The sequence below is a fragment of the Magnetococcales bacterium genome, from assembly GCA_015231925.1.
In the GTDB taxonomy this organism is placed as follows: domain Bacteria; phylum Pseudomonadota; class Magnetococcia; order Magnetococcales; family JADGAQ01; genus JADGAQ01.
In genome coordinates, this window is the sequence record JADGAQ010000162.1 from 1 (window position 1) to 9764 (window position 9764).

The window sequence follows — 9764 nt, forward strand, 5'->3', positions numbered from 1 at the left end:
GAAGCCCTGCACATGGCCTGCAAGGCCTGCGCCGAAGCCTGGGCGGCGGGAGCGGCGGCGGGAGCCGGGGCGGCGGGGGTGCCATGGGGGATGTAGGCCTCGATCTTCAGGGGCTCGGTGACCGATGCCATTCCTCAACACCCAGGGCGTAACGACTTGGTGAGCCTTCCGGCGCGCTGTGATCGCACCTTACCACGCGGCGTCTGGGGACAAACGCGAACACTTGAAAAGAATAATAAAATCATATATTGTCGGCAACTCAGTTCTTAATGCGCGACTGACGATTGATGGGTCTTTATTACCTTATTGAAAAGCCGGGATGCGGTCGCACACCGCCATCCCCGTCATGGCGAAAGAAACGTATGGCACGCTGTGCAACGGACTATTGACTGACCGTTTCAACCTATGACGGTCTGGTGAACTTGATGCCAGCCGACCTTATGATACGTGACTGATTGGCCTTGGATTTCGGGGCTACGTTCATTCAGCAGGCAGACAGCGGGATATCAAGGGCGCACCCCATGTCGCATGAATTTTTTGAACACCCGATCCTGAACTCTCCCTATGCTCCCCCATCCCGTCACTGGGACTTGGATGAAGACCGGCAACCCACGGGCAAGGTCGAAGGGAAACGGCGTCCATCGTCCTACGTGACGCCGGTGCCGAAACCCAACAGACGGCGGAATCTTTCGGTTCAGCCGTCTTTCACTTTCGACGACCTGTCCACCGCCGAACAGGAGTACGACCCAACACCGATCATCAACAAGATCCGTGGTGAGGTTGACAAATGGCGTCATCTGCCCCCGGACAAGTGGCAGGTGACGCCGGAGACGGCCCGCCTGCTTCAGCATTGGCGGCACCATGCGTTTTTCGGCATCCGCCCTTTCTTTTGTCAGATCGAAGCGGTGGAGACCGCGATTTGGTTGACCGAGGTGGCTCCCAGGAAAGGTTGGGCCTGGGACCATCTGACCCGGGCCAACGATCAGGCCAATCCCGAGGTGTTTCGTATCGCCCTGAAGCTGGCCACCGGTGCCGGAAAGACTACGGTCATGGCCATGCTGATCGCGTGGCAGACGGTCAACGCGGTGCGCCATCCCAAGGACAAACGGTTTACGCGTGGATTCCTGGTGGTCACTCCCGGCATTACCATTCGGGATCGGCTGCGGGTGTTGCAGCCCAACGATCCCGACAGCTATTACAAAAGCCGGGAGATCGCGCCCGGCGACCTGCTGGCAGAGGTGGAACGGGCCAAGATTGTCATCACCAATTACCATGCCTTCAAGTTACGGGACCGCCTGGAGATCACCCCGGTGGGCAAAGCCCTGCTCAAGGGACATGGTTCGGATCTGAACACCATCGAGACCGAAGGTCAGATGATGCAGCGGGTCATGCCGGAACTGATGGGCATGAAGAACATCCTGGTACTGAATGACGAGGCCCACCATTGCTACCGCGCCAAGGCCAAGCCGGATGAGCCGGAGAAGCTGACCGGCGATGATTTGAATGAGGCCAAGAAAAACAACGAAGCCGCCCGGATGTGGATTTCCGGGATCGAGGCGGTCAAGCGGCAGACCGGGGTTCCGGTGGTCTACGATCTATCGGCGACGCCGTTTTTCCTGCGGGGATCGGGTTATGCCGAAGGAACCTTGTTCCCCTGGACGGTCAGCGATTTCTCGCTCATGGATGCCATCGAATGCGGCATCGTCAAGCTTCCCCGTGTACCGGTGGCCGATAACGTGCCCGGAGGTGACACTCCCCTCTACCGCAATCTTTGGGATCATATCAGCAAAAAGATGCCAAGGAAGGGCCGGGGCACCTCGGGCAAAACCCTTGATCCCTTGAGTCTGCCGACGGAACTCCAAACCGCTTTGGAAGCCCTGTACGGCCACTACCAGAAGACCTTTGAGCTTTGGCAGGGTGCCAGGATCACCTTGCCTCCCGTCTTCATCGTGGTCTGCAACAACACGGCGACCTCCAAGTTGGTCTACGATTTCATCTCCGGTTTTCATCGCCTGGGGGGAACGGAGGATGACGACGACTCCACCTTCCATGCCGGACGTTTGGAGCTGTTCCGCAACTACGATGAGCATGGCAACCGCCTGCCCATCCCCAAAACGCTGTTGATCGACAGTGAGCAACTGGAATCCGGTGATGCCCTGGATGGGGATTTTCGCGCCATGGCCTCCGACGAAATCGAGCGTTTCCGGCGGGAGATGGTGGAACGTACCGGGAACCAACAGGCTACCGAAACCATCAGCGATGCTGAGTTGCTGCGGGAGGTCATGAACACCGTGGGCAAGGTGGGACGACTGGGGGAGTCAATCCGCTGCGTGGTCTCGGTCTCCATGCTCACCGAGGGGTGGGACGCCAATACCGTGACCCATGTGCTGGGAGTCCGGGCCTTCGGCACGCAACTGTTGTGCGAACAGGTGGTGGGCCGTGCCCTGCGGCGACAGTCCTATGATCTCAACGCCGAGGGTTTGTTCGATGTGGAGTATGCCGATGTCCTGGGCATTCCCTTCGATTTTACCGCCCAGCCGACGGTGGTCAAACCCACCCCGCCACGGGAGACGGTGCGGGTCCATGCCGTCAGACCGGAGCGGGATGGGTTGGAGATCGTCTTTCCACGGGTGGAAGGGTATCGGGTGGAGTTGCCGAATGAGCAACTGTCGGTCACCTTCACCCCGGATTCGGTCCTGGAGTTGACGCCACGCTTGGTGGGACCATCCCTGGTGAACATGCAGGGCATCGTCGGGGAAGAGGTGATCCTGAACTTGGAGCACCTGCAAGAGATGCGACAATCCACGGTGTTGTTCCATTTGGCCAAGCATCTGCTTTACACCAAATATCGTGATCCCGGCGAGGAGGCCAAGCTGCACCTGTTCGGCCAACTCAAGCGTATCGTCCGGCAATGGTTGGAAGGCGGATATTTGAAGTGCAGTGGCGGCACCTATCCCGGTCAGTTGATCTACCAGGAGTTGGCCGACCTGGCCTGCGAAAAGATCAAATCCGCGATCACCGCCTCTCTGTCCGGAGAACAACCGGTCAAGGCGATCCTGGATCCCTATAACCCTACCGGTTCCACCCGTTTCGTCAATTTCACCACTTCCAAAGAGACCCGGTGGAAAACCGATCCCCGCCACTGTCACGTCAACTGGGTGGTGTGCGACAGTGATTGGGAGGCCGAGTTTTGCCGGGTGGCCGAGGCCCATCCCAAGGTGCGGGCCTATGTCAAAAACCAGAATCTGGGGTTCGAGGTGCCCTATCTCATGGGGTCCACTCCCAGGAGGTATCTGCCGGATTTCATCGTTCAAGTGGACGATGGACGGGACGAACCGTTGCATCTGGTGGTGGAGATCAAGGGCTTTCGGGGGGAGGATGCCAAGGAGAAGGCCAACACCATGCACTCCTACTGGGTGCCGGGGGTGAACAATCTGGGCCAGTTTGGACGGTGGGCCTTTGCCGAGTTTACGGCGGTGTTCGAGATTCAGGCGGAATTTGATACACTGATCGAGACGTTGGTTGGACATCCGACAGGAGAGGTTCCATGACCATTGCCGAGCAGATTTATGAACAGGCGCGCACGCTGCCGGACGCTGTGGCGGCGGAGGTGCTGGATTTCATCGGCTATTTGCGTATGAAGATGAACCGTCCTCCGGCCAGGGAGGCCGAAGCCGCGCCCAGCCGGGTTACCCAGGGTTCCACGGCGATTTCGGGGAGCAATCCGCCAGTCCTTTACAGGAAGCCCCCGAGTGAGGAGGAAGTCGAAGAAATCCTGCAAAAAACCTGTGGGGCATGGGGTCCCCGGACGCTTGAGGAGACCGAGGAGTTGATTCGGCAGCGGCGTATCGCGGACTGGGGGGAGGATGAGGAAATCCAAGCAGCAGAAGACACGGAGGTTTCTTTCACAGGACCTTTGGCCAACCTGCGATCACGGGTTATCAGGAAACATGGCAACGCGCAACCCCTGAGCCGGGACGAACTCTATGACCGCAACGGTCTTCGTTGACACGAACATTTATTTCTATGCCATGAGCGATGGGGAGCCCGGTAAAGGTCGCCTTGCCAACCGGTTGTTGAACACCTTGTCGCGACCGGTCATCAACGGGCAGGTCATCCGTGAACTGGTGTACAATCTGCGAAAAAAGGCGGGGTACGATGAAGAGGAACTGCGGGACGTGATTCGTCAATTATACCTGGATTGTGATGTCGTTGTGGATCATGACAACCTGTTTATCCTGGCCTCCCGATTGCGCGAGGAACAGGATGCAAGCTATTGGGACAGTTTGATTGCGGCAGCGGCTTTGGCAGCGGGTTGTAACATCCTCTACAGCGAGGACATGCAGCACGGTCAAGTGATTGCCGGGACGATGACGATCATTAATCCGTTTCGGACGGAGACCGACTGATGGCCCGTGAACCCAAAAAGCAGGTGACCACCCTCACCCATGACGAGGCCAGCCGCAAAAACATTCCCACGGCTGAGTTTCAGTCGGTGATGGAGCCGGAGGAGAAGCGTCCCATCCGGGTGGCTTACGAGCGGCGCAACCGGGATCTGGACCCTCAGTTGGTGTGGCGCGGCAAGGACGAGCAGGATTGGTCCGATCTGGTGGTGCATGCGCCTCCCCTGTATATCCAGGAGAAGGTGCATCCCAAGGTGTTGATCGACGACCTGCAACGGGAGAGTGCCCGGCGGGGGAAGGAGGAGGTGGGGTATCAGCCCGATCTCTTCTCCGACTTCAACGGCCTGCCGGAGGGGGCCGAGCTGACCGATTTTTATCAGCACGACGGCCACTGGTCCAACCGCATGATTTTGGGGGATTCCCTGCAAGTAATGGCCTCCCTGGCCGAGCGGGAGGGATTGCGGGGCAAGGTGCAGTGCATCTATCTCGATCCGCCTTATGGCATCAAGTTTAACTCCAACTTTCAGTGGTCCACCACCAGCCGGGATGTCAAGATTGACAAACGGGAGCACATCACCCGCGAGCCGGAGCAGGTCAAAGCCTTTCGCGATACCTGGAGGGATGGCATTCACTCTTATTTGACCTACTTGCGGGACCGGCTGACTGTGGCCCGTGACTTGTTGACCGATTCTGGCTCAATCTTTGTCCAAATTGGGGATGAGAATGTCCACCTAGTCAGGGCGTTAATGGATGAGGTGTTTGGGAATGAGAATTTTGTTGCGAACATAGTGTTCACAAAGACCACAGGATCAACAACTGGCACTATAGCGTCTATTTTTGATACTATATTGTGGTTTGCTCGCAACAAGGAATTTACAAAGGTTAGGAAACTATATTCTCGACAGGTTCCTGGAGAAGCTGGAGCTAAAGAATATAAACGTGTCGAAACAGAGAACGGGGATTTGCTTCCGATTTCAAAGTTTAGAAACGGCAATACGTTCGACATCCCAAGCAATGCAAGGATTTTTACAACAGGTGATATTTGTTCTAAAGACGGAGATGATCCAGATATTGTGTTTCCATCAAGTCGCGGCTCTATAACTCTTTCCTGCAAACCTAATCGCCATTGGAAACAGGGGGTTAATGGTACACGCAAACTCTGGAATGTTGGAAGATTATTGCGTCAATCAGGATTGCGTATTTATAAAAGATATTTTGACGATTTTCCCTACATACCGCTCACGAATGTTTGGAATGATACCAGGGGTGAAGACGATGCGCGATATGTAGTTCAAACCGATGAAAAACCAATTGAACGCTGCCTCCTTATGACTACCGATCCCGGCGACTTGGTGTTGGATCCCACCTGCGGCTCCGGGACCACGGCCTATGTGGCGGAACAATGGGGTCGGCGTTGGATCACCATCGACACCTCGCGGGTGGCCCTGGCCTTGGCGCGGGCCAGGATCATGGGGGCGCGCTATCCCTATTACCTGCTGGTCGACTCTTCGGAAGGGCAGAGGAAAGAGGCTGAGGTTAGCCAGTCCACCCCGTCCCAGACCTGTACCCACGGCAACATCCGCCACGGCTTCGTTTACGAACGGGTTCCCCACATCACAGCCGAATCTATTGCTAAAAATGCCGAGATCGACGTGATCTGGGAACGGCATCAGGCCAAGCTGGAACCCCTGCGCCACTCGTTGAACACCGCTTTGAACAAAAGCTGGGAGGAGTGGGAAATCCCCCGCGAGGCCGACCCCAAGTGGCCGGAAGCCGTCAGGAAGACCCACGCGGCGTGGTGGCAACAGCGCATCGCCCGGCAAAAGGAGATCGACGCCGCCATCGCCGCCCGGGCCGAATTTGAATATCTCTACGACAAGCCCTACGAAGACCGCTCCAAGGTGCGGGTGGCCGGTCCCTTCACCGTGGAAACCCTCTCCCCCCACCGGGTGCTGACCGTGGATCAGGACGACAATCTGGTCGATCCTACCGCCCGTCATGCCGAATACGACTTTGCCGCCATCATTCTGGAAAACCTCCGAACCGCCGGAGTCCAGCAGGCCCACAAGGAGAACAAGATCACCTTCACCAGCCTCACCGGCTGGCCGGGCCACACCATCTGCGCCGAAGGCCGGTTCATGGAAGGGGAGAAGGAAAAACGGGCGGGTATTTTCATCGGCCCTGAATTCGGCACCGTCTCCCGGGAAAACCTCATCGCCGCCGCCCGTGAAGTGGGGGATGCCGGTTTCGACCTGCTCATCGCCTGCGCCTTCAGCTACGACGCCCGCTGCGCCGACCTGAACCGCCTGGGCCGCATCACCATCCTCCGAGCCCGGATGAACGCCGATCTGCACATGGCCGACAATCTCAAAAACACCGGCAAGGGCAACCTCTTCGTCATCTTCGGCGAACCGGACATTCGCATCAGCGAGGCCGCAGCGGGCCAGATTCAGGTTAAAATTTACGGGGTGGATGTCTTCCATCCCCAGACCGGAGAGGTCCACGCCAGCGGCCCCGAGGGCATCGCCTGCTGGTTCATCGACACCGACTACAACGAAGAGAGCTTTTTCGTCCGCCACGCCTATTTCCTGGGGGCCAACGATCCCTACAAGGCCCTCAAGACCACCCTCAAGGCGGAAGTCGATGCCGAAGCCTGGGCCTCCCTCAACCGGGACGCCTCCCGCCCCTTCGCCAAGCCCAAGTCCGGACGCATCGCCGTCAAGGTCATCAACCACCTCGGAGACGAGGTCATGAAGGTCTTCGGGGTGACGTGATGGACTTCCGCATCGCCGACACCTTCACCGACAGTCTCGCCCGGCTGACAGCCCCGGAACAGAAGGCCGTCAAGACCACCGCCTTCGACCTGCAACTCAACCCGGCCACGCCGGGCCTGAGTCTCCACAAGTTGGACCGGGCCAAAGATCCCCGGTTTTGGTCAGTGCGCGTCACCGATGACCTGCGCATGATCGTTCATCGTACCGAATCCAGTCTGATGCTGGTCTACGTCGCCCACCACGATGCGGCCTACCGCTGGGCCGAAAGGCGCAAGATTGAACGCCACCCCGTCACCGGAGCCGCCCAACTGGTGGAAGTACAGGAACGGGTCGAGGAATTCTCCGTCCACAAGCCCCGGTTGGAAGGTGTTGACCCACCCGTCAAACCGAAGCTGTTTGGCAATCTGGCCAAAAACGAATTGCTCTCCTTCGGCGTCCCCCTGGAATGGATCGAGGATATCAGACAGGCCGACGAGGACAACTTTTTGGAACTGGCGGACCACCTGCCCCAGGAAGCCGCCGAACTGCTGTTGGAACTGGCCTACGGCAAGACCCCGAAACCCATCCCCGCTCCCGTTGTGGAGGGCGATCCGTTTGACCATCCGGATGCCCAACGTCGTTTTCGGGTGTTGGCCAATGGGGATGAATTGCAACGCGCCCTCGACTACCCCTGGGACAAGTGGGCGGTCTTTCTCCATCCGTCACAACGCCAGATGGTGGAACGCAACGATCCCGGTCCGTCTCGTGTCGCCGGATCGGCAGGGACCGGCAAGACCATCGTGGCTCTCCACCGTGCCGTCCATCTGGCGCGCAAGCATCCGCAAAGTCGGGTGCTGCTGACCACCTTCTCGGAACCGCTCGCTCGTGTTCTGAGCCAAAAACTCCAAATACTGGTGGGCAACGAAGCCGATGTGGGCAGCCGGATCGTGGTTCGTTCCATCACCGAAACGGCCCATAACCTGTACACCAAAGCCTTCGGCGAACCGGACATCGTCTCCCGTGACCTTCTGGCGCATCTGCTGGCGGATGCGGCGACCCGGCATGGCCCCCACAAGTTCACCCCACAATTTTTGTTGGGCGAGTGGACGGACGTGGTCGATGCCTGGAGAGTGTCAAACTGGGAGGGGTATCGAGACGTGCCCCGCCTGGGGCGGAAAACCCGCATCGGAGGCAGGCAACGGGAGATCCTGTGGTCGATGTTTGGCCAGGTCCAGGACGAACTGAAACAACGCCACTTGGTGACCTGGCCGGAGGTGTTCGCCCGTGTGACGGACCTGATCTCCAACAGGAAAGAACCTTTATTCGACTTTACCGTCATCGACGAAGCGCAAGACATGGGTGTGGCCGAAATGCGGCTTCTCGCAGCATTGGGCGGCACCCGCGCCAATGGACTATTCTTTGCCGGAGACCTGGGGCAGCGTATCTTTCAACAGCCTTTCTCGTGGAAAGCCCTGGGGGTTGACGTGCGTGGACGCTCCCAAACGCTGCGTGTCAACTACCGCACCTCCCATCAGATTCGCCATATTGCGGATCGTCTTCTTCAGTCGTCATTGAGCGACGTAGACGGCAATGTGGAAAATCGGGCAGGTACCGTATCCGTCTTCAACGGACCCGTCCCCACCATCGAGGTGTTACGAGATGCGGAGCAGGAGTCATTGGTTGTTGCTTCCTGGGTGGGCAATCTGCTGAAGCACGGTTTGCTCCCCCACGAAATGGCTGTCTTCGTCAGGGACGTTCCCCAATTGGACCGGGCAAAAACCGCAGTCGGACGGTGTGGTTGCGATGTCGTGGAGCTGGGTGACAACATGGAAACCGAGACCGGGCATGTTTCGGTCGCCTCCATGCACATGGCCAAAGGTTTGGAGTTTCGCGCTGTCGTGGTCATGGCCTGTGATGACGAGATCATCCCACAGCAGGAACGCATTGAAACCGTCACCGACGACTCAGACCTGGAAGAGGTCTACAACACCGAACGACACTTGCTGTATGTGGCCTGCACCAGGGCGCGTGACCATCTGTTGATCACTGGCGTCGATCCCGCTTCGGAATTTCTTGGTGACCTGAGATGAACGGCCATCCTGCCGACAAGGGGAGGTCGTTACCATGACGTCCTTCAACCTTTACATCGGCATCGACTACTCCAGAGCGAAAACGCCATCATCCAGTCTTCCTGGTCTGCGTGTCTTCACGGCTGATCGGGACCACGAGCCGGTCGAGGAACTGCCGCCTCCCAGTCCTCGCAACTATTGGACGCGGCGTGGCATCGCCGAATGGCTGGCCGCCCTCTATTGGCACATTGTGTCGCTGAACCTTTGGAAGCGATTGGTGACGCTGAAAAATCGCGCGTAGCTCGGGGGGAACGGGGCCGACTTCCGACCCAGGGAGCCCTTGACTGGAGGTGCCCTGCCGAACGGACGCGACCATCTCCCACGAAAAAAGGGACCGGAAGCTCTTTCCCGGTCCCTTTTTTCAGGCCATGAGGACGCCCCCCCGCCGCCGAGGCGGGGGATGGGGCGCGTGGACTCAGGCGGCCACCTTGCGGCATTCGACGGAGCAGGCCTTGCAGGCTTCGGCGCAGGCCTTGCAG

Annotated in this window: 6 protein-coding genes; all 6 read left to right on the plus strand. The window is 58.4% G+C overall.

The window, feature by feature from the left end:
• The first annotated feature begins 521 nt into the window (after positions 1-521).
• The 6 genes from HQL56_15220 to HQL56_15245 are packed head-to-tail and all read left to right on the plus strand — an operon-like array spanning position 522 to position 9526.
• On the plus strand, positions 522-3551 hold the full coding sequence (locus HQL56_15220) for a DEAD/DEAH box helicase family protein (protein MBF0310869.1): 3030 nt from the start codon (positions 522-524) through the stop codon (positions 3549-3551).
• Complete coding sequence (locus HQL56_15225) at positions 3548-4009, plus strand: hypothetical protein (GenBank protein MBF0310870.1); 462 nt, start codon at positions 3548-3550, stop codon at positions 4007-4009. Before HQL56_15220 ends, HQL56_15225 begins: the two co-directional genes overlap by 4 nt.
• Complete coding sequence (locus HQL56_15230; GenBank protein ID MBF0310871.1) at positions 3987-4409, plus strand: PIN domain-containing protein; 423 nt, start codon at positions 3987-3989, stop codon at positions 4407-4409. The genes HQL56_15225 and HQL56_15230 overlap by 23 nt, the downstream gene beginning before the upstream one ends.
• Positions 4409-7177 (plus strand): site-specific DNA-methyltransferase, encoded by a 2769-nt coding sequence (locus tag HQL56_15235; GenBank protein MBF0310872.1) that lies wholly within the window; start codon positions 4409-4411, stop codon positions 7175-7177. Before HQL56_15230 ends, HQL56_15235 begins: the two co-directional genes overlap by 1 nt.
• Positions 7177-9246, plus strand: coding sequence for a DEAD/DEAH box helicase (locus tag HQL56_15240; protein ID MBF0310873.1), 2070 nt, complete (start codon positions 7177-7179; stop codon positions 9244-9246). The genes HQL56_15235 and HQL56_15240 overlap by 1 nt, the downstream gene beginning before the upstream one ends.
• A 34-nt stretch (positions 9247-9280) precedes the next feature.
• A complete protein-coding gene (locus HQL56_15245) occupies positions 9281-9526 on the plus strand; it encodes a hypothetical protein (GenBank protein MBF0310874.1) in 246 nt (81 codons plus the stop codon).
• Positions 9527-9764: the final 238 nt, after the last annotated feature.

Coding starts and splice junctions, on each gene's coding strand:
- HQL56_15225 (MBF0310870.1), top strand. CDS start 3,548: ATGACCATTGCCGAGCAGATTTATGAACAGGCGCGCACGCTGCCGGAC.
- HQL56_15220 (MBF0310869.1), top strand. CDS start 522: ATGTCGCATGAATTTTTTGAACACCCGATCCTGAACTCTCCCTATGCT.
- HQL56_15240 (MBF0310873.1), top strand. CDS start 7,177: ATGGACTTCCGCATCGCCGACACCTTCACCGACAGTCTCGCCCGGCTG.
- HQL56_15230 (MBF0310871.1), top strand. CDS start 3,987: ATGACCGCAACGGTCTTCGTTGACACGAACATTTATTTCTATGCCATG.
- HQL56_15245 (MBF0310874.1), top strand. CDS start 9,281: ATGACGTCCTTCAACCTTTACATCGGCATCGACTACTCCAGAGCGAAA.
- HQL56_15235 (MBF0310872.1), top strand. CDS start 4,409: ATGGCCCGTGAACCCAAAAAGCAGGTGACCACCCTCACCCATGACGAG.